This is a genomic window from Paraburkholderia sp. RCC_158 (assembly GCF_041355255.1).
Classification (GTDB): Bacteria; Pseudomonadota; Gammaproteobacteria; order Burkholderiales; family Burkholderiaceae; genus Paraburkholderia; species Paraburkholderia graminis.
Window position 1 is genome coordinate 669,584 of sequence record NZ_JBFUPM010000001.1, and the last position, 19,318, is coordinate 688,901.

The window sequence follows — 19,318 nt, forward strand, 5'->3', positions numbered from 1 at the left end:
GAATCCGCGGACACCTCAGGCACGGCCCATGCTGAATGCTCTCCGTATTCCAACTCGATACGAAAGGAGATACATCATGCCTTACCTACTCGGCTGGCTTCTCGGTGTTCCGGTGATCGTGCTGGTCATTCTGTACCTCATCTTCCATTGATCATTCGAAACACGCTCCGTGGCGCGGCCCTTCGGTGGCCGCGCGTCTCTTTCATGTAGTGCAATACATGCGTTCGGGCCCGAGCGAGCGTTCGCTGCGACGGGGTAGCGTCGCGGTTTCCGCTCAGGCTGCTTCGGTAAAAGCAGTGTCATACCGGTAGCGGCTTGTGGCCGCGCGTGGACGCCATAAGATCGGCGATCCGGACGGTTCTCCCGGGCGCGAATGCACCCTAAAAATATACCGGGACGCTCGCTGGATAGGCTTCCTAAAGCGGTGTGCCACGCGGCGACTAACGGAACGTTCTTCCGATAGAATCACGTCTGAACGAACAATCTTCCGAGTCAGCCCATGAACAGCCGGACCCGCGAGCTGGACAATCAGGACCGCAGAATCCTCCGCGCATTGCAAAAGAACGCACGCGTGAGCAATGCGGAACTCGCCGAACTCGTCGGCATGTCGACCACGGCATGCTGGAACCGCACACGCCAACTCGAAACCGAAGGCTACATTCGCGGCTACGTCGCGCTGCTCGATCAGCAGAAGCTCGGCTTGGCGGATATTGTTCTGCTCGAAGTCACGCTCGATCGACACGACGACGACGCGCTCGCGCGTTTCGGCGCGGAACTCGCGACACTCACCGAAGTACTCGAGGCGTATCTCGTCTCCGGCGATTACGACTATCTGGTCAAGGTGGCTGTGGACGGCACGGCGGGTTATGAGCGCTTCCTGCGCGAGAAGCTGTACAAGATCGCGGGCATTCGTCATAGCCGCTCGATGTTCGCGCTGCGCTGCATGAAGAGCATTCCGTCTGTGCAGGTTTAATGCGCGCTGACGAGTCGTTGCGAGCGCTTCCTGCCGTTGTCCGGAGGCGCCGGGCGGGGCTGACCGTTAGTTGCGTCATGGGCGCAATGACAGACGCCGCAAAACGGTCTCAACAGTGGGTTTGCTACGAAGCAAGCGGCGTCGACGACCACGCGACGCATGCCGCGTAGCCGCGCGGCGCGGCTATCCATTGCGCGGCGATCGCACGCATATCATCGGGAATCGGGCCGCGCAGCGTCACGCGCTGGCCCTCGCGCGGCAGCACGCTCAAATGCTGCAACCCGCGCGCGATGCCCGCGCCTGTCGTTTTGACGAGCGCTTCCTTGGCGGTCCATGCATCGTAGAACGCGGCCATTTGCGCGGAACGATCAAGGCGCTCGGTCCACGCCGCCTCGTGCGGATCAAGCGTCAACGTGACGATGGAGCGCCAATCGAACGTATCGCTGCACTGCTCTATATCGACACCCACGCGCCGCGCCGACGACATCGCGATCAAGCCACATGCGCCCGCGTGCGACACGTTGAAGTCGAATGCCGTCGAATCTGCGAGACGCGGTCGCCCGTTTGCATCGACCGTAAAGCGCAGAGCGTGCGCATCGGCGTCAATACGTTCTGCAAGCAACTCGCGCAACGCAGCGCGCGTTGTGGCGAAGCGCAGCGCGTCTTCGGCGCGGCGGAAGCTGCGTGCTCTCGCGCGCTCGTCGTCGGAAAGCGATGCAAAGGACGCGGCGTCGAGCGACGTGTCGAATGACAGATCGACACGCCACAACGACAGGTCATGCGGGCCTTCATGCTGCAGCGGAACGGGGGCGATAATGGCGGACATCGCAAGAGTCGAGGCGCAATGGAATTACCGCGACTCTACACGATGGTCCTTTTATAAAGCACCGCGCCGTTAAACCCGTCTGGATTCCTTCGGCACGCCGAGCAGCAATGCAATCCCGCTTGTGAACAGCAACACGGTCAGCAGATAAAGCGCGTTGTCCATGCTGCCGGTATGCGTCTTGATCTGCCCGATCACCCACGGGCTCACAATGCCGCTCGTAATGCCGATGCTGCTGATCAGCGCAATGCCGCCCGCCGCCGCGGTGCCCGACAGATAGCTCGCCGGCACCGTCCAGAAGATCGGCAACGCGGCGAAAATGAGCACGGCGGCGAGCGAGAGAATCGCGAGCATCGCAGGAAAACTGCTTAAATGCAGGGTCAAAAGCGAAAGCGCGATGCCGCCGCCGATCGTGCATACCGCGAAATGCCGGCGCCGTTCTCCGCGCCGATCGGAATGGCGAGCAATCAGAATCAGCCCGACCGCGCCGACTGCATTTGGAATGACACTGTACAGACTGATCGCAAGAACATCGCGAATGCCGAAGTCGCGGATCATCAACGGCATCCAGAAATTGAGCGTCAACGACGCGCACGTCAGCGAGAAATAGATGAACGCGAACAGATAGACGCGCGGATTACGCAGCGCCTGCGTGAACGAGCGCGATGAATGCGATGCGTGCGACGGCTGCGATAAAGCCGCGCGGTCCTCGTCGCGTTGCGCGATCAATTGCGCTTTCTCATCAGCGGTGAGCCATTGCGCGTGCTGCGGACCGTCGACGAGATAAACCGCGGCGATGAGACCGAGGATAAGCGCGGGCGCCCCTTCGATGATGAACATCCACTGCCAGCCGAACAGGCCGAGCACGCCGCCCATATCGCGCATGATCCAGCCCGACACGAGCCCGCCGAGCACGCCCGCGACCGCCACGCCGGCGAAAAATATCGACAGCACCGCCGCACGCCGCCGCGCCGGATACCAGTACGTCAGATACAGCACGATGCCGGGAAAGAAGCCCGCCTCGAACACGCCGAGCATGAAGCGAAGCACATAGAAATGCGCGGGCGTCGACACCATCATCATGCCGACCGACGCCACGCCCCACAGCAACATGATTCGCGTGAACGTGCGGCGCGCGCCGAACTTCGCAAGCAGCAGGTTGCTTGGCACTTCGCACAGTACATAGCCGATGTAAAACACAGCGGCGCCGAGTCCGTACATTGCGTCGCTGAACCCGAGGTCGTGCTTCATCTGCAACTGCGCGAAGCCGATGTTGATGCGGTCCAGAAACGACACGACGTAGCAAAGAAACAAAAATGGAATGATGCGCAGCGATACCTTGCGGTATAGCAGATCGTCGTGCGCAGCGGCGCTTGAACCAGGCTCGAGCGCTGGCGAGAGGGACTGACTCATCGGTTATCTCCAGACATGAGGCGTGATGGGTCCAACGGACCCGCGGGTCCGGCGTCTTGATGCGCCGCGTTGTGGTTGTCGCTGAGGTGCGCGTGCGGCGGCTCAGGCCGCCAGCGGATGAACTTCGCCGCCTTCCGGCGACACGTCCGCCACGCCTTCGCGCGCGTGCCGGATTGCTTCGAGCAGCGTCGCGTGATCGCCGATATGGTTCGCGAGCAGCAGAATGAGTTGCGCATTCGCCGACTGACTGCGCGCATCGTCGAGGCCGCGATGCATGTCGATCAACGCCTCGTAAAAGTCATCGGGACGCGCGAGGTTCGGTTGCGTGATCAGTGCCATGATGTGTCTCCGGATTCTATTTTTTTGCTGCGAACGCGGGGCGTTCTTTCAGGCTGTGCCTTGCACGCACAACGCGCGCTTTAACGCATGCTCCACAGCGAGCGGTTCGAGTTGCCGCCAACGTGCGCACACATGCTGGTCCGGCCGGATCAGATAGAACGTGCCGGGTCGCGCGTCGTAGCGCGCGCTCGCGAGACCCTCGGCGTCGCGCAGAATCGTCGCATCTGCTATTGCTGCCGGCGGCGTTTCGCTGCGCGCGATCACCACGAGCTTCAACGGAATAGTGCTTGTACGAAGCGCTTTCAGCGCAGTTTCGGTCGCGGCGTCGATGCCTTGATCGCCGCAAAAAAGCACGCCTGTGAATTGCTGACCGAGATGCTGAAGCAGCCACGTCGATTCGCCGGCCGCGTGCACGGGTGCATCGACACACGAGGCGCCCGGCACCATGAGGCCCTCGAAGCTGTCGCTATCCGGCGTATTCAGCGGCGAATCGCTCAACACCGCCGGCACCGACAGGCGACCGCTATTCGTCAGTTGCCGCGCAAACGGATGGTGACGCGCGAGCTTCAGCACGGCATCTCGAAACACGCGGCTAACCGGGCTCTTCGGCGTGATGAAGTCAGTAGAACGCGTGGAGTTGCGGATGTTTTCGTCGGCGGCAAACTCGCGCTCGCTGGCATACGTGTCGAGCAACGCATCCGATGCGTTGCCCTCCAATACCATTGCCAGTTTCCATGCGAGGTTCTCCGCATCCTGCACGCCGCTATTCGCACCGCGTGCGCCGAACGGCGAGACGCCGTGTGCGGAATCGCCCGCGAACAGCACGTTGCCGTGCCGGAAGCGTTCCATGCGCAAACACGAAAACGTATAGACGCTAACCCATTCCAGTTCGAACTTTGCATCCGGTCCGAGCAAGGCACGCACACGCGGAATCACGCGCTCGGGCGTTTTCTCAAGCACCGGATCGGCGTCCCATCCAAGCTGAAAGTCGATTCGCCACACGTTATCCGGCTGACGATGCAGCAACACCGATTGGTTCGGATGGAATGGCGGATCGAACCAGAACCAGCGCTCGGTCGGAAAGTCCGCTTCCATCTTCACGTCGGCGATCAGGAAGCGGTCCTTGAACGTCACGCCTTTACTATCGAGTCCCATCAGATTGCGGATCGGACTGCGCGAACCGTCGGCGGCGACGACATACCGGCCACGCAACGCATATTGCCCGTCGGGCGTTTCCACCGTCAGCGTAACCGACGCGTCGCGCGCGCCTGGCGTTCCGCACTGCTCGATACCGACCACCTTGCTTTTCCAGCGAATCTCGATGTTTGGCATTTGCTGCGCGCGTTCGAGCAGAAAGCCTTCGACGTAGTACTGCTGCAAATTGATAAACGCCGGACGATGATGACCTGCTTCGGGCTGCAGATTGAACGAGTAGACGAGTTCATCCTTGAGGAACACTTTGCCGACATTCCAGCTAATGCCCTTGTCCACCATTCGCTGCCCGCATCCGAGGCGATCGAAAATATCGAGTGAGCGCTTCGAGAAGCAGATCGCGCGCGAACCCGTGGACAACGAGCAGTCGTCGTCCACGAGTATGACGGGCACGCCCTGCTGCGCGATGTCGATTGCGGTGGCAAGACCCACCGGCCCCGCACCGACCACGATCACCGGATAGACCGTCTGCTCCGCGCCGTGGCGCGCGTCCTGTTCGCGGCACGGCTGATATTCGAACGACAGCGTCTGGTAGTTGATGCTCATGTTGTGTCTCCGTCCTGCTCCGCTTTGCTGTGCTGCGCTTGCCTGTTCTTTTGTATGCGATGCCGTCAGGCTTGCAGCGCGTCCCACATTTCCTTGTCGCGCTGCGCGGTCCAGATGCGCGGATGCGTGATGCCGCTTGCTTCGTCGAAAGCGCGCGAAACGTCGAACGGCAAGCAATGTTCGTAGATGAACACGTGGCCGAATTTCGGGTCCATCGCCTTGCGCGTGTGCGCCATCGCGGCCTTCAGATCGAGCTTCTGCTCGACCGCTTCACGGCCTTGCTGCAGCAACGTCGTCACGAAATCCTTCGTGTAATCGAGACCTTTGTTGACGTCTTCCGGCGTGGTCAGCGCGGGGCCGCGGCCCGGCACGAGCTTCTCGGCATTGAGCGCGCGCAGTGCTTCGAGCGTCGCCGGCCATTGTTGGAGCTGCGCGTCGCCGCAATAGCACGCCGCGTCGTATTCGACGAGATCGCCGGAAAACAGCACCTTTTGCGACGGCAGCCACACGACCGTATCGCCCTTCGTATGACCCGCGCCGAGATGCGCGATGCGCACTTCGAGCTTGCCGAGGAACAGCGTCATTTCCTTTTCGAAGACGAGCGTCGGCCACGTGAGGCCCGGCACCGTTTCGACGCCGGCAAAAAGACGCGGAAAGCGTTCGATCTCCGACTTCATGTCCGCTTCGCCGCGCTCGACGATCATCTCGTACGTGCCCCGGCTCGCGATGATTTCCTGCGCGCCTTCCTCGAAATACGCCGACGCGCCGAGCACGCGCACCGCGTGATAGTGCGAGAGCACGACGTATTTGATCGGCTTGTCGGTGACGCTGCGAATCTTCGCGATGAGGTCTTGCGCCATGGCCGGCGTGGCGGTCGTGTCGACGATCAGCACGCCGTCGTCGCCGATGATCACGCCCGAGTTCGGATCGCCTTCGGCCGTGTAGGCGTAGGCGTTCTCGGACAACTTCGTCCACGTGACTTTCTTGACTTCCAGATCGGCCTGCGATGCAAATGCCTTTGCCATGCTCGTCTCCCTCAAAAGTTGGATATGAGGCGAGACGGCCGGCTGCGCGCTGCGGCGCGGGCTGGCGGTATTGAAGGTTGTCTCGCCCCGTTTTTGACTCTGTGACTGCGCCGGTATGTCGGGGTGATTGCATCTTATGGCCGCGCCTGTTTATTTGTCAATAGCGAAATGTATCGCTATACGCAAATCACCAAACGCCTAACATTGAAGCGTGGACGGTGACAGTTCGCAGTCGCGGTTCGGTTAACATGGACCCTTTTTACGGACGAGCGCAGGCGTGAGCAAAGCAGCGAAAGCGGCCCCCGGCAAAGGCGCGAGCGGTACTGAAATAGCGGAAGGCGGCAAGACGCAGCGCGGCATTCAGAGCGTCGAAGTCGGCGGCCGGCTGCTGCTCGCGCTCGCGCAGGCGCGCATGCCGCTCGCGCTGTCGGACCTCGCCATCGCCGCCGATCTGGCGCCCGGACAGGCCCATGCTTATCTCGTGAGCCTAAGCCGGCTTGGTCTCGTCAAGCGCGACGAGTTGTCGGGCCGTTATGAGCCCGGCCCGCTGTCGCTGCGGCTGGGTCTATTGCATCTGGAAAATCAGCCGGCGTTTCGCGCCGCCGTGCCGCGCGTGGCGGCGCTCGCCGAAGCAATCGGCTTTAGCGTCGCGATCTGTATCGCCGGGCCGCAGGGGCCGACCATCGTTCGCTATGAACATGGGGGCTTTCCGCTGCATGTGAATCTGCATGTCGGCACGGTCATGTCGCTGCCGGCGACGTCGACGGGACGCGTGTTCTGCGCATACCTGCCGCGCGAAACGCTCGACGCGATGTGGGCGAATCAGTCGGGCGCCGACCAAAGCGCGACGGCCGCGCCGCGCGACGCCGCGTTCCAGACGTCGCTCGAGAAGATTCGCGCGCGCGGCCTCGAAAGCAGTGTCGATGCGCCGAGTCCTGGCATCAGCAGCCTGAGCGCGCCCGTGTTCGATCCGGACGGGCGACTCGCGCTGGCGCTGACGGTGATCGGCTCGACGGGCTCGATCGACGTGGCCGCCGATGGCCGCATCGCCCGCGCGTTGCTCGGCGCGGCTCGCGAGATCGGCGCCGAGCTTGCCGCCCAACCCTCACTGCTTGCATTGTCCGCATCGTGACCGCTCGTACTGACAACCCTTCTTCCACGCCGCTTTCCGCGCCTGCTTCCACGGCTGTTTCCACGGATACAAAGCCGCAGCGCGGCATCCAGTCGCTCGACAGCACCGGCGAACTGCTGGCCGCGCTCGTCGCGGCGGCGCGGCCGCTGACCTTGCGCGACCTCGCCGCCGCAGCCGGCATGCCGCCGGCGAAAGCGTTTCCGCATCTGGTGAGCCTGCTCAAGACCGGCTTGCTGAGCCGCGGCGCGTCCGGCTGTTTCGAAGCCGGGCCGCTTGCGCTGGAGCTTGGCTTGATCGGCCTGCAGCGTCTTTCGCCGACGCGCGAGGCCGAGCCCGAAGTGGTCGAACTGGCGGCATCGACGGGAATGAGCGTCGCCATGGCGGTGCTCGGTCCGCTCGGACCGACGGTCGTGCGGCTGGAGGAATCGCCGCGTCCCTTGCATGTGAGCTTGCGGGTGGGCACGGTGATGTCGCTGGTGAATACGGCGATCGGGCGCGTTTTCGCCGCCCATGTCGCCGACGACGTGCGTGCCGGGCTGCTCGCGCAGGATCACTTGCGGCTCGCAGGAGCGAACGAGGCCGATGTTTTCGCCGGCAAAAGCGCGCCGCCCACGCTGAACGCAAGCTATGCGCAGCGTCTCGCGCAGATTCGGGCCGACGGAATCGATACCGCGCTGAGCCGGCCCGTGCCGGGCATCGACACGCTCGCGGCGCCCGTGTTCGACCACACGGGCAGCATTTGCCTCGTGCTCGCGCTGATGGGACCGAGCGGCAGCTTCGACAGCGCCGCGGCGGCCGGCCCGGCGCAGACGCTGCGTGCGGCGACGCTGCGGTTGTCGCGGCGGTTTGGCTGGATGGGCTGAATCAAGGGTTCCTGCGCGGCGTCGGCCGCGTCGTCGGCGGCTTCGGCCCGGTAATCGTTTTTTTCGAAAACCGTCGATTTGTAATCGTTTCGGCAGAGAAATAATCGAAACGATGCGGACGGCCGGGGCCAGAATAAGCGTTTTTTTGGAAAAAGCCCTGTTTGTAATCGTTTTGAACGTGGAATAATCGAAACTGATGCAGACGACCTGCTTCCCGCCATCTCAAGCGCACCCGGATCGACCCCATGCCGCACATCGGATATCAATGGCTGGCCAACACGTACGGCGTCGTACCGGTCCACCCGTTCGCCGTTCAGAGCGAAATCGGCCGCACGCGCTCGAGCGCCACCGACGGCGACATCAGCCGCGAGATCTATCCCGCCGCCTATCGCCCCGTTTCGAGCCTGACCGATCATCTGACATTCGCCTTCCGCCACGAAGGCATCCATCTGGAATTCCTCGCGCGGCTGTTCGCGCTGAAGTCCGTACGTGGCGAACTGGAAGCGTGGATCGCAAGAGAACCGACCGGCGCGTATGCGCGCCGCGCGTGCTTTTTCTACGAATGGCTGCGCCCCGAGCGTCTTGATGCGCAAGGCGCATCGCGAGGCAATTACGTCGATGCGCTGAACCCCGACGAGTTCGTCGTGGGCACGACCGTCAACAACTCGCGCTGGCGCGTGCGGGACAATCTGCCGGGCAATCGCGACTTCTGCCCGGTGATCCGGCGCGCGGAGTCGGTGCGGCGCGCCGAAACGTACGACCTTGCGTCGCCACTGGCCGAACTCGAAGCCGATTACGGCGTGGATCTCATCATGCGCAGTGCCGTCTGGCTGACGGTGAAGGAGAGCCGCGCGAGTTTTCTCATTGAGCATGAACAGGACAAGGAGGACCGCATCCGCCGCTTTGCCGCGGTCATGGAAAGCGAGTGCGGCCGGCATGCCAATCCGTTCGATGCCGAGACGCTCGTTGCCCTGCAACGCGGCATCCTCGGGGAGTCGGCGTTGCGCTATGGCATTCGCCGCTCGCCGGTCTATGTGGGACACGTCGCGCGCTATGAGCCGGTGGTCGATTACATTGCTCCGCATTGGCAGCAGGTCGAAGCAATGCTCGCGGGCTTGGGCCAGTTCCTTCAACGCACGCAAGGCGCTGCGCCGATTGTTCGCGCGGCGGCGGCATCGTTCGGCTTTGTCTATGTGCATCCGATGGCCGACGGCAACGGCCGCATCTCGCGCTTTCTGATCAACGACGTATTGCGCCGCGATGGAGCCGTGCCCGCGCCGATCATCCTGCCTGTGTCCGCGACGATCACACAAAGCACGCGCGATCGCGCCGCTTACGACAAGGTGCTCGAACGGTTTTCGCGCCCGCTGATGAAGCACTACGCGGATCAGTACACGTTCGGGAAAACGGAAACGGCCGACGACGGCGTCGAGTTCAACCTGCACTTTCGCGCCTACGACGACGCGTTGCCCGCGTGGCGCTACCCCGATCTCACCGCGCACGTCAGCTATCTCGCGAATGTCATCGACGTGACGCTGCGCCACGAGATGCGCAACGAAGCGCGCTTTCTGCATGCGAACGACACGGCGCGGCGTGCGATCAAAAATTTCCTGGAAGCACCGGACAACGATCTCGACAGCATCATTCGCAGCGTCCGGCAAAACGGCAACAGCATTTCCAACAGCTTGCGCAAACGCTATCCGCTTCTCGATGAGCGGCCGAATCTGGCCGCGCAAATCGTCAATGCGATCACCGAAGCTTTCGCCGAAGAGAACATTCCCTAATCGCCCGTTTGCGGTTCATGCGACGACAACCTCGCCTTCGCATGCCGCATCTTCTCCAGCGTCTTCGGACCCGCTTTGAGTGCGACGCCGATCGCGAGCGCGTCCATGATGCAAAGATGCACGAGGCGCGATACGCCAGGCGTATTCGGATCGATTGGACTCGGCACGCGCAGCAGCAGCGCAATATCCACGAGCCATGCAAGCCGCGAGCCGACATTGGTCAGCGCGATCGTCGTCGCGCCGCGTTCCTTGGCAATCTGAATGCTCTCGTTCACCTCGACGCTGCGGCCCGAATGCGAAATGGCAAAGGCGACGTCGCCGGGCTCCATCATCCCGGCGTAGAGGCGCTGCAAGTGCGCGTCGGTAAACGCAGTGGACGCGATGTCGAGCCGTAGGAACCGCAACGCCGCATCTTGCGCGACGAGACCGGACCCTGAGCCGACGCCGAAAAAGAACACGCGCCGCGCGCTGGACAGCGCTGCAATCGCGCTTTCGACCACCGCCGGATCGAGCGCGCCGCGCGCGTGCGTGATGCCGTCGACGGCGGCTTCGCCTACCTTGTCCATCAGCGTCTGCACGTCGTCGCTGCGCGCAATGGCCGCCGACGAATACGGCATTCCGCCCGCCACGCTCTGCGCCAGTTGCATCTTGAAGTCGCGCAGACCATGCGCGCCGATCGCGCGGCAAAAACGCGTGACCGAAGGCTCGGAGACATCGGCGCGCTGCGCGAGTTCGGTGATGCTCGCGCGCATCGCGAAGTCCACGTCGTTCAGCACCATGTCCGCGACCTTGCGTTCTGCGGGCCGCAAACTGGCGAGTGCGCTGCGGATATGGGGAATCAAGTTCGGTGCGGACACCCGGTGTTCCTTAAGGGTTAAATGAATCCGCGTCGCTCGCAGCTTCAATCGGCAACACGCGGCTCAAACCAGTCTGCGTCCACTCTCCGTATCGAACAGATGAATATGAGCAGCCGGCAAGCGCAACGCGACGCGCTCGCCGGGCTCAACCTTCGAGCGTTGACGCGTCGTCACGCACCACGTGTTGCCGCCTATTTTCCCGTACAAATGCGTCTCGGCGCCAGTCGGTTCGACCACCTCGACTTCCATGATTGCGTCGGGCGTCTGCGTGATCGTCTCGATGTGTTCGGGCCGCACGCCCAACGTGACCCTCGCGCCGACACTCGCCGACAGCGGCGCGCCTTCGAGCACGACCTCGCCACCGTCCGCGAGTTTCAGCGCAAGTCCCTGCGAGTGATCCACTACGATGCCTTCGGCGAAATTCATCGACGGCGAGCCAAGAAAGCTCGCGACGAAAAGATTGGCCGGGAGGTCGTACAGTTCGAGCGGACGCCCGATCTGTTCGATCCGCCCCGCGTTCATCACGACGATGCGGTCGGCCATCGTCATGGCTTCGATCTGATCGTGCGTAACGTAAATCACCGTGTTTTTCAGGCGCTGATGCAGTGCCTTGATCTCCGTGCGCATTTGCACGCGCAGCTTCGCGTCGAGATTGGACAGCGGCTCGTCGAACAGAAACAGCGACGGCTCGCGCACCACCGCGCGGCCCATCGCGACACGCTGACGTTGACCGCCCGACAACGCGCGCGGCAAGCGGTCGAGGTAGCCGCCGAGATTGAGCATCTTCGCCGCGGCCTCGATGCGCGGCTTGAAATTCGCCGGCGACTCTTTACGAATGCGCGGCCCGAACGCGATGTTCTCGTAGACCGAAAGATGCGGATACAGCGCGTAGCTTTGAAACACCATCGAGATATTGCGCTGCTGCGGCGCGAGATGGTTCGCACGCGTTCCGCCGATCATCAAATCGCCGCCGCTGATTTCCTCGAGCCCGGCCACCATCCGCATCAGCGTGCTCTTGCCGCAGCCCGACGGGCCGACGAGCACGACAAACTCACCGTCGTCGATATGAAGGTCGATGCCGTGCACCACCTGCGTGTCGCCGTAGCGTTTGAAGATGCCGCTCAGTTGCACTGCTGCCATGCTGTCCTCGTCGTCTGCAGGTTTCGCTCAAAGCGATTCGAGCGTCAGTTCTTGCGCCATCAGCCGGTTGCCTGCCATCAAGCCACCGTCGACGGGCAGCGCGACGCCGGTAATCACGCGCGCCATAGGCGACGCGAGAAACAGCACGGCATCGGCGATGTCGTCAGGCGTGGCGAAATCGCGCAACGGATACCACTTTTTCAAATCTTCGAAGACCTGCGGGTTCTTGTCGACGCGCGCCTGCCATGCCGGCGTCTTCACCGTGCCCGGACATACGATGTTCGCGCGAATGCCATAGCGGCCCAGTTCGAGCGCGAGCGCCTTCGTGTAACTGATCAAGCCCGCTTTGGCCGCGCTATACGCGGGATGCCCGAGCGCGGCCATGCCATTCACCGAGCCGATCAACACCAACGCGCCCTGCTCGCGCTCGATCATCGACGCGCGCACGGCTTCGACCGTGTTGTATGTGCCGTTCAGGTTCAGATGAATGTCGCGCTGCCAGCTTGCGGCGTCGGTGGTGGCGAGCGTGAGGCCCTCGGCTGCGCCCGCGTTGGCGACCAGCACGTCGACAGGTCCGCACTCGGCCACCGCCGCGGCGACGGCTTGTTGCACCGCGGCGGCGTCGCCGAGATCGACGGCAAGCGGCGTGACCTGCGTTTCACCGAGTTGCTTCGCCAGGCGATCGAGCGCGGCCCCGTCGATGTCGAGCGCCAGCACCGTGTCGCCTTCCTCCACGAAACGCTTGCACAACACGCTGCCGATGCCGCCGCAAGCGCCCGTCACTAATACGACTCGATTCATTTTGCCCTCGCTTTTCCGCACGCCCGGCACTTCGCAGACCGCGTAAATTTCTTACAGCGCGACGCACCGCACAAGCCGCTTCGTCCCGGATATTGGGTAACGGGCGCGCAGCCTGCATCGAGAATATCCCTGTTTTACAGGCATCTTATGCACAAACGCGGGCCAGAAAAAATATCGCAGACCCTACGTGACAACGCATTTTTAGCCGTGTAGGATTTTTTCAAACAATTCAACCCACAGCAGCCGGCGACGGCAGCGGACCTATGAGGAGAGAGAGATGTCGTTGCATGCCCGTGCTTCCCTCGCGCTTGGCAAAGTCGCCGTGGCGCTCGCGTTTGCAGGTATTGCCGTATCGGCTCAGGCCGACACGGTTCGCGTGACCGTCGCGCATTACAGCGACGCAACCGCGCCGTACTTCGAAAAGATGGCTCGCAATTTCGAAAAGGCCAATCCCGGCACCACCATCAAGATCGAAGACGTGAACTGGGACACGTTGCAACAGAAACTGCAAACGGACATCTCCGGCAACGCGAACGCCGACCTCGCGATTGTCGGCACGCGCTGGCTGCTCGACTTCGTGAAGGACGACGTGGCCGAACCGCTCGACGGCTATATGGACGCCAACTTCAAGGGACGTTTTATCGGTCCGTTCCTGGCACCTGGCGAAATCAACGGCAAGGTGTACGGTTTGCCGATCGCCGCGTCCGCACGCGCGCTGTACTACAACAAGGATCTGCTCGCGAAAGCCGGCTATCCGGACGGCCCGAAAACATGGAACGACGTGATTGAAGCGTCGAAGAAACTGAAGGCGCAAGGCATTGCCGGCTTCGGTCTGCAAGGCAAGGAAATCGAAACGGACGTCTATTTTTACTATGCGCTGTGGACGAACGGCGGCGAAGTAGTCGGCAAGGACAACAAGGCGGCGTTCAACTCGGCGGCGGGCGTCAAGGCGGCCACGCTGTATAAATCGCTGATCGATCAGGGTCTGACGCAACCGGGCGTTACCGGTTACAGCCGCGAAGACGTACAGAACCTCTTCAAGCAAGGCCGCGTGGCGATGATGATTTCGGCGCCGTTCCTCGCGAAGCAGATCAAGAAGGAAGCGCCTAACCTGAAGTACGGCATCGATCCGATTCCGATGGGCACCACGCACGCCACTTACGCAGTCACGGACTCGATCGTGATGTTCAAGAACTCGAAGGTGAAGAAGTCCGCGTGGAAGTTCCTCGACTATCTGTTCACCAAAGAACCGCGCGTCGAGTTCACGACGACCGAAGGTTTCCTGCCGACCACCAAGGCGGAATCGTCCGACCCGGCGTTCAATGATCCGGATACCAAAGCATTTGTCGCCTTGCTGCCCACTGCGCGTTTTGCACCGACCGTGACCGGTTGGGAAGACACCGCGAAGGCCGTGACCGACGCGATGCAGTCCATCTACCTGGGCAAGGCCAAGCCCGCCGATGCGCTGAATGCGGCGGCTACGCAAGCCAACAAGTCGCTCGGCCATTGATCGGGGCGACGCTCTGACGTCGCGGTAAGCCGTCACTATCCGGCCCATTCCGACGCGCCCGCATGCTTCATGCGGGCGCGTCTCACGATCGAGCATGTATGAGCCGTTCCGCCTCTTCGCGTCTGCAAGCGCCGTGGTTACTGATTGCACCGAGCCTGGTGCTGGCGCTTTTTATCATCAGCTATCCGATTTTCAACATCGTGTGGCAATCGCTGCATGAAGTATCGCGTTTCGGGGCGATTCGCGACTTCACGGGCTTGCAGAACTTCTATTCGATCTTCAGCGACCCGACGTTTCTGGCGGCCGCGCGCCGCACGATCGTGTGGACCGTGTTCGTGGTGGGCGGCACAGTCGCCATTTCGGTGCCTGTTGCACTGGTGCTGAATCAGGACTTCTATGGGCGCGGCGTCGCGCGAACCATCGTCATGCTGCCGTGGTCGGTTTCCCTCACCATGACCGCGGTTGTCTGGCGCTGGGCGTTTAACGACGACTACGGCATGGTCAATGTCACGCTGCAACGCCTCGGCTTGATCGGCGGCCCGATTCATTGGCTCGCGACTCCGGAACTCGCGTTTCCCGTGGAAATCGCGGTGGGCATTCTCGTGTCGATTCCATTCACGGTGACGATTCTGCTCGGCGGATTGTCCTCTGTGCCCGGCGACATTTACGAAGCGGCGCGCATCGACGGCGCGAGCGCGTGGCAACAGTTTCGCAAGCTGACGCTGCCGTTGATGCGGCCGTTCATCAACATGACCATTCTGTTGAACGTGATCTACGTGTTCAACTCGTTCCCGATCATCTGGGTCATGACGCAAGGCGGCCCGGATAACAGCACGCATATTCTCGTCACGTATCTGTACGAACTCGGCTTCAGGCTCGGACGACCGGGCGAGGCCGCGGCCGTGTCGCTGATCATGCTCGTCATGCTGTTCGTTTTCTCGATGGCGTATTTGCGCATGCAGCCGGCGAAAGAAGGAGAACCGTCATGACGCTCAGCACGAAAACGAAACGCTCCCTGTGGTGCTGGCTCGCGTTGTCGCCGCTGGTGATCGTGGTGCTGTTCCCGTTTGCGGTGATGCTCTTCACCGCACTCAAACCTGCTTCGGAGATTTTCGTTTATCCCGCGCGCTGGTTGCCGGTGCATTGGCAGTGGAGCAACTTCGCCGATATGTGGCAAGCGGCCAATTTCGGCGTGGCGCTGCGCAATAGTGCGGTTATCAGCTTGCTGTCGACATTGCTGGCACTCGCGGTGAGCTTGCCCGCCGCTTACGCCTTGGCGCGCTTCCCGTTCCGTGGACGCGGACCGTATCGCCAGTTCCTGCTCGTCACGCAGATGCTGTCGCCTATCCTGCTGGTCGTCGGGCTATTCCGGCTTGCCGCCATGATCCCTTATGGCGACGGCAATCTCGTCGATTCGAAAATCGGCGTGATCGTTTCGTATGCGGCGTTCAATATTGCGTTCGCCGTATGGATGCTCTCTTCGTATTTTCAAACGGTGCCGCGCGATCTCGAGGAAGCGGCGTGGCTGGAAGGATGTGGACGAACGCGGGCGGTTTTCAAAGTGTTTTTACCGCTTGCCGTGCCGGCAATTGTCGTCACCGCGATCTTCACGTTCATCAACGCGTGGAATGAATTCGCCGTTGTGTATACGCTAATCCGCTCGCCGGAAAACAAAACACTCACGGTGCAGGTCACCGACATGGTCGCCGGCAAGTATGTGGTCCAGTGGCATCTCGTGATGGCCGCGACGCTGTGCGCAACACTACCGGTTTCGGTCGTGTTTGCGTGGTTGCAGCGGTATCTGGTGAAGGGCCTGGCTTTGGGGGCGGTGAAGTAGTACGTTTTTGCGGACCGCGCCGAGGTTTGCAATCTTCGGCGCGGTCATGGTGATGCTGGTGGCCATGGCGGTCAGCGCGTGTTCCGCTGAACCCGCTTGCCGTTATTCCTTGTGCTTATTCCGCGCCGCGCACAATGCGCAGATCGCGTTCTACTGCGTCGCCCAAAGCGTCGAGCGCTTTCTTGTAGTCGTCGCGTGAATACGCTGCGACTGCATCTTCATACGACGGAAACTCGATCACCACCGTCCGCTCCTTCAAGCCCTGCTCATGAACTTCGTCCGCGACGCCGCGCACGAGGAACTTGCCGCCCGCAGCCGCTACTGCCGGCCCGGCCAACTGACCGTAGGCGGCCAGCTTCGACGGATCGTTGATCTTGCGATACGTGGTGACCCAATACCCCTTGCTCATTTGACGCTCCTCGTTAGTGACGGTCATGAATGCAGGAGCGTAACAGAGAACGCCCCGGAGAATACGTGGCGGCCAGTCATGGCCCTATGGCGCAAAGGACTATCGGCGCGGCGGGCCGATCCGAATGTTTGCCCTGCGAATCGCGCCACATGTCCGAAAAAGATGGCCCAAAAAGTTGAACCACGGCGCATGACAAACGGCCAACTTGTATGGAAACTCTTCCCTGCGATCCACGCGACGTGTCGATGGCTGGCCGCTCGTGTTTGAAACGCAGCGACCGCTGTGCGCGGTAAGGCAACGAGTCGTCGTTTATCATGAACCTGTGCCTTTCGATGAAGATTCAGTTTTAGATATGACCAATACCGGAAAGACGTTGATCATCGGCCTTGTGCTGGCTGACCTGGTGATCTGCGCCTATTTGCTCTATCCGCGCGAGGAAAAGAAGTCGGCTGCCGCGCCCGAGGCCGCGCTGACCGCGCCCGAGATTACCGATTCGCGACCTGCCGAGACCCACGTGATTGCGGGCAGCATTGCTCGCCCGGCGTCGCCGGAGACATCGGCGAAGGCCAACAGCAACGCGCCTGGCGGCACGAAGGTGAGCCGCATGGACGTGCGGCCGTCGCCGGCTCCGACCCCGACCGTTGCGCCGCAGCCTGCGCTGCCGGCGGCACCGGCGTTGCAGGGCGTTCCGAACACCAGCGTCGCGAACGTGCCCGCGGCAGACATGCAAACGCAGGCGCTACTCCCACAGGTTCAGCAACCGACGCAGCCGATACAGCAGCAACCGGTGCAAGCGCAGCAGCAGATGCAACCACAACAACCGCAACACGCAAACAACACCAGATCGAAAACCGCGCAGCGCGGTGCCGAAGATTCGCGTGGTCATGATGACCTGCGCCGCCGCGGTTCAAGCGACGTTGGTGCGTTGATGACGGAACTGCTCGTGCGCGAGTCGGCGAAACTCGATCCGTCATTGCCCCCGCCGCCGCCGACCGCTCCGGTCGAACTCAATCGCCGCAGTTCGAACCCGGTCGCGGACGCGATGACCGATCAACTGGTCAAGGAGTCGGCACGAGTTGCGCCCGCGTCCGGCGCGCAAAAGCAGCCGGGCACGCAGTAGACGCGGAGCGCGTTGTGCGCTCGCGCGTCTGGATGGAATCGGCAGATATGCGTTCTCCCGATTCCATCCACTCGCGCCCACACGCATCGAGCGCCACCACGACTCCGCAATACCGCAACGGCGAACTGCCCACATGCCAGTGGTTATCGCCGCGCTACCGCTTACGCAGCCGCATCATCGACAATCGGTTCGCGAGCCATGAACCAGTAGAACAGCGCCGCGCACCCCGCAATCGCGCCGCCTGAAATAAACGCCAGCGCATACGAGCCGGTGCGGTCGACAATAAATCCCGCGACGACCGGCGAAAACGCGCCGCCGAAATAACCGCCGAAGTTCTGGATCGCGCTGACGGAGGCGATCATCGACGAAGGCGCGATGTCCGCCGCGAGCGCCCACGCGGAACCCACCACGGCCGCAATGAACGCCAGCCCGACGGTGAAGAGTGCAAGCGTCACGTTCAACGTATGGCTAAACGGCAACGCAATCGCGCATACAGCGGCGCCCACCGCGCAGCATGCAATCAACAGACGCTTTGCGGCAATCGGCGAAGCGATCTCGCGGTCGACCATCTTCTTCGCCAGATAGCCGATGGCAATCTCGCCCAGCGCGCCGCCTGCCCACGGAATACCCGCATACACGCCAAGCTGTGCGAACGAAATATGAAAGCGGTCGAGTAGATAGAGCGGCAAGAACACGAGGAAAATATTCCACAGCCAGATCGTGCAGAAGTAGCCGAGAATCATGCCCCACACGCTGCGTCGCGCGAATAGCGAACGCCACCGCAGCGATGAATTGGCGAGTGAGCGTTCGTGCCCGCCGCCGCCCGCCTCGATGTACTCGCGCTCATCCTTCGAAAGACGCTTGCTGTCCACGGGGTTGCGATACAACATCAGGAACAGCAACGCGAAGGCAACACCCACCGCGCCTGTCACATGAAAGAGCGAGCGCCAGCCGAATGCGACCATCAACGCGACGAGTACAGCCGGTGCAATGGCCGGTCCCCATTTCGAAGACGAGTCCCACACGCCCGTCGCGAATCCGCGCTCCTTCGCGGGAAACCATGCAGCGGTAATTTTCGCGGATGTCGGCCAGCACGGCGCCTCGCCGACCGCGAGCAACGCGCGCATCACCAGTAGCCCCGAAATGGAACCGACCACGCCAGTGAGCCATGTCGCGACGCTCCACCAGATCATCGCGAGTGCATAGGCGCGCTTTGCGCCAAAGCGGTCGATCACCCAGCCGGCCGGCAATTGCATGACCGCATACGTCCACGCAAACACACTGCCGAGCAGGCCGATTTGCGTGCGAGTCAGTCCGAGTTCGGCAATCATGCCCGGCGCCGCAATCGAAAGACTCGCGCGGTCCATGTAGTTGATAATCCCGCCGATCAGCAGCCAGATAAGCACATGCCAGCGGAAATTGAGGCGAGCGGGCCGCACCGCGGCGGCCGTGAGCGAACCAGTGGGCTTGTCCAAAATCGTGTCTCCGTCCAGATGGCCATCAACGTTGATAAAGGCCATTCGTCGTTGTCGAT

The 19,318-nt window shown here is 62.0% G+C and carries 18 protein-coding genes; 8 read left to right on the forward strand and 10 right to left on the reverse strand.

The annotated features are described in order from the left end of the window. The first annotated feature begins 499 nt into the window (after positions 1-499). On the forward strand, positions 500-973 hold the full coding sequence (locus AB6809_RS02980; protein ID WP_029967054.1) for an Lrp/AsnC family transcriptional regulator: 474 nt from the start codon (positions 500-502) through the stop codon (positions 971-973). A 124-nt stretch (positions 974-1,097) separates the two neighbouring features. Here AB6809_RS02980 and AB6809_RS02985 read toward each other — a convergent pair whose 3' ends face one another. From AB6809_RS02985 to AB6809_RS03005, 5 genes are all read right to left on the reverse strand, one after another. Next, positions 1,098-1,799, reverse strand: a complete 702-nt coding sequence (locus tag AB6809_RS02985) for a 4'-phosphopantetheinyl transferase superfamily protein (RefSeq protein WP_029967056.1) — start codon at positions 1,797-1,799, stop codon at positions 1,098-1,100. A gap of 69 nt (positions 1,800-1,868) precedes the next feature. Further along, the gene (locus AB6809_RS02990) at positions 1,869-3,209 is read right to left on the reverse strand and encodes an MFS transporter (RefSeq protein ID WP_307260238.1); all 1,341 of its coding nucleotides are present in this window, start codon (positions 3,207-3,209) and stop codon (positions 1,869-1,871) included. Positions 3,210-3,311: 102 nt separating this feature from the next. Continuing rightward, on the reverse strand, positions 3,312-3,548 hold the full coding sequence (locus tag AB6809_RS02995) for a DUF2783 domain-containing protein (protein ID WP_006047255.1): 237 nt from the start codon (positions 3,546-3,548) through the stop codon (positions 3,312-3,314). A gap of 48 nt (positions 3,549-3,596) precedes the next feature. Further along, positions 3,597-5,306, reverse strand: coding sequence for an FAD-dependent oxidoreductase (locus AB6809_RS03000; protein ID WP_371025986.1), 1,710 nt, complete (start codon positions 5,304-5,306; stop codon positions 3,597-3,599). A 65-nt stretch (positions 5,307-5,371) separates the two neighbouring features. Then, positions 5,372-6,331 carry an MBL fold metallo-hydrolase gene (locus AB6809_RS03005; RefSeq protein ID WP_029967060.1) on the reverse strand — a complete coding sequence of 320 codons (960 nt, stop codon included), beginning with the start codon at positions 6,329-6,331 and terminating at the stop codon, positions 5,372-5,374. Positions 6,332-6,608: 277 nt separating this feature from the next. Between AB6809_RS03005 and AB6809_RS03010 the strand changes: the two genes are divergently transcribed. The 3 genes from AB6809_RS03010 (at position 6,609) to AB6809_RS03020 (ending at position 10,110) form a co-directional block, all read left to right on the forward strand. Continuing rightward, entirely contained in the window at positions 6,609-7,463 is an 855-nt protein-coding gene (locus AB6809_RS03010) for an IclR family transcriptional regulator (protein WP_029967062.1), read from the forward strand. After that, positions 7,460-8,326 (forward strand): IclR family transcriptional regulator, encoded by an 867-nt coding sequence (locus AB6809_RS03015; RefSeq protein WP_029967063.1) that lies wholly within the window; start codon positions 7,460-7,462, stop codon positions 8,324-8,326. Before AB6809_RS03010 ends, AB6809_RS03015 begins: the two co-directional genes overlap by 4 nt. Before the next feature lie 245 nt (positions 8,327-8,571). Further along, on the forward strand, positions 8,572-10,110 hold the full coding sequence (locus tag AB6809_RS03020; RefSeq protein WP_029967064.1) for a Fic family protein: 1,539 nt from the start codon (positions 8,572-8,574) through the stop codon (positions 10,108-10,110). On the opposite strand, the gene AB6809_RS03025 is transcribed toward AB6809_RS03020, so the two are convergent. From AB6809_RS03025 to AB6809_RS03035, 3 genes are all read right to left on the reverse strand, one after another. After that, a complete protein-coding gene (locus AB6809_RS03025; protein WP_006047261.1) occupies positions 10,107-10,967 on the reverse strand; it encodes a MurR/RpiR family transcriptional regulator in 861 nt (286 codons plus the stop codon). The two genes, AB6809_RS03020 and AB6809_RS03025, sit on opposite strands and share 4 nt — an antisense overlap. A 63-nt stretch (positions 10,968-11,030) precedes the next feature. Next, complete coding sequence (locus AB6809_RS03030) at positions 11,031-12,107, reverse strand: ABC transporter ATP-binding protein (RefSeq protein ID WP_029967065.1); 1,077 nt, start codon at positions 12,105-12,107, stop codon at positions 11,031-11,033. Positions 12,108-12,134: 27 nt separating this feature from the next. Next, on the reverse strand, positions 12,135-12,908 hold the full coding sequence (locus tag AB6809_RS03035; protein WP_307260244.1) for an SDR family oxidoreductase: 774 nt from the start codon (positions 12,906-12,908) through the stop codon (positions 12,135-12,137). Positions 12,909-13,185: 277 nt separating this feature from the next. Between AB6809_RS03035 and AB6809_RS03040 the strand changes: the two genes are divergently transcribed. The 3 genes from AB6809_RS03040 (at position 13,186) to AB6809_RS03050 (ending at position 16,255) form a co-directional block, all read left to right on the forward strand. Beyond that, positions 13,186-14,418, forward strand: a complete 1,233-nt coding sequence (locus tag AB6809_RS03040) for an ABC transporter substrate-binding protein (protein ID WP_006047264.1) — start codon at positions 13,186-13,188, stop codon at positions 14,416-14,418. 98 nt (positions 14,419-14,516) lie between these two features. Beyond that, positions 14,517-15,407 (forward strand): carbohydrate ABC transporter permease, encoded by an 891-nt coding sequence (locus tag AB6809_RS03045; RefSeq protein ID WP_029967068.1) that lies wholly within the window; start codon positions 14,517-14,519, stop codon positions 15,405-15,407. Then, entirely contained in the window at positions 15,404-16,255 is an 852-nt protein-coding gene (locus AB6809_RS03050) for a carbohydrate ABC transporter permease (protein WP_006047266.1), read from the forward strand. Before AB6809_RS03045 ends, AB6809_RS03050 begins: the two co-directional genes overlap by 4 nt. A gap of 115 nt (positions 16,256-16,370) precedes the next feature. Here the strand turns inward: AB6809_RS03050 and AB6809_RS03055 are convergent, their stop codons facing one another. Continuing rightward, entirely contained in the window at positions 16,371-16,664 is a 294-nt protein-coding gene (locus AB6809_RS03055; RefSeq protein WP_006047268.1) for a DUF1330 domain-containing protein, read from the reverse strand. 352 nt (positions 16,665-17,016) lie between these two features. Between AB6809_RS03055 and AB6809_RS03060 the strand changes: the two genes are divergently transcribed. After that, positions 17,017-17,784: a hypothetical protein gene (locus tag AB6809_RS03060; protein WP_307260250.1), complete on the forward strand. Its 768-nt coding sequence runs from the start codon at positions 17,017-17,019 to the stop codon at positions 17,782-17,784. Positions 17,785-17,945: 161 nt separating this feature from the next. On the opposite strand, the gene AB6809_RS03065 is transcribed toward AB6809_RS03060, so the two are convergent. Further along, entirely contained in the window at positions 17,946-19,259 is a 1,314-nt protein-coding gene (locus AB6809_RS03065; protein WP_029967070.1) for an MFS transporter, read from the reverse strand. Positions 19,260-19,318 lie beyond the last annotated feature (59 nt).